Source organism: Ideonella paludis (genome assembly GCF_018069865.1).
Lineage (GTDB): Bacteria > Pseudomonadota > Gammaproteobacteria > Burkholderiales > Burkholderiaceae_C > Ideonella > Ideonella paludis.
Window position 1 is genome coordinate 1 of record NZ_JAGQDG010000022.1, and the last position, 1,405, is coordinate 1,405.

Genomic DNA, 1,405 nt, shown 5'->3' on the forward strand with positions numbered 1-1,405 from the left:
AGACCCTGGGCCCGGTCGAGGCCTGGGCCGCTATCCAAGGCGATGAAGCCAAGCGCCGCGACTACCAGCAGGTGCGCGGCCTGGGCGGTTTTGTGCGCTCAAGCTGGGACGAGGTCAACGAGATCGTGGCCGCTGCCAACGTCTACACCGCCAAGACCTGGGGGCCAGACCGCATCATCGGCTTCTCGCCCATCCCGGCCATGAGCATGGTCAGCTATGCCGCCGGCAGCCGCTACCTGAGCCTGATTGGCGGGGTGTGCATGAGCTTTTATGACTGGTACTGCGACCTGCCGCCCGCCAGTCCCCAAATCTGGGGTGAGCAGACCGACGTGCCTGAAAGCGCCGACTGGTACAACAGCAGCTACATCATCGCCTGGGGCTCCAATGTGCCCCAGACGCGCACGCCGGACGCGCACTTCTTCACCGAGGTGCGCTACAAGGGCTGCAAGACTGTGGCCATCACGCCGGACTACTCCGAGGTGGCCAAGCTGGCTGACCTGTGGATGCACCCCAAGCAGGGCACTGACGCCGCCGTGGCCATGGCCATGGGCCATGTGATCCTCAAGGAGTTTTATCTGGACCGGCGCAGCGCCTACTTTGACGACTATGCGCGGCGCTTTACCGACCTGCCCATGCTGGTGATGCTGCGCGAACACACCTTGCCCGACGGCCGCGTGGTGCAAGTGCCCGACCGTTTTGTGCGGGCCAGTGACTTCAACGGCAGGCTGGGCCAAGCCAACAACCCCGACTGGAAGACGGTGGCCTTTGACACCGGCGGCCGGGCCGTGTTGCCGCAAGGCTCCATCGGTTTTCGTTGGGGGCCGGAAGGGCGCACTGACGCGAGCCGCTGGAACCTGGAAGATAAAGAAGCCCGCCACGGCCAGACGGTGAAGCTCAAGCTCTCGGTCATCGAAGACGGTGCACAGGCCCATGAGGTGGTGGATGTTGGCTTCCCCTACTTCGGTGGGGTGGAGAACCCGCACTTCCAGGCCAATGCACAAGGCGGTGACGTGCGCCAAGCGCGGGTGCCTGCGGTGCGCCTGCGCTTGGGCAAGGCTGGTGAAGAGCGCCATGCGCTGGTCGCCACCGTGTTTGACCTGCAGCTCGCGCAATATGGCCTGGACCGTGGCCTGGGCAGCGGAGCCGCCAGCTACGACGACAACGCGCCCTACACGCCAGCTTGGCAAGAGAGCATCACCGGCGTGCCACGCGAGCAGATCATCAGCGTGGCCCGCCAGTTTGCCGACAACGCCGAGAAGACAGAGGGACGCTCGATGGTCATCATCGGCGCGGCCATGAACCACTGGTATCACAGTGACATGAACTACCGCGGCGTCATCAACATGCTGATGATGTGCGGCTGCATCGGCAAAAGCGGTGGCGGCTGGGCCCACTATGTGGGCCA

Annotated in this window: 1 protein-coding gene; it reads left to right on the plus strand. The window is 64.5% G+C overall.

The features are described from left to right. A partial coding sequence (locus tag KAK11_RS22380; protein WP_210811706.1) for a molybdopterin-dependent oxidoreductase occupies positions 1-1,405 on the plus strand: 1,405 nt, incomplete at both ends.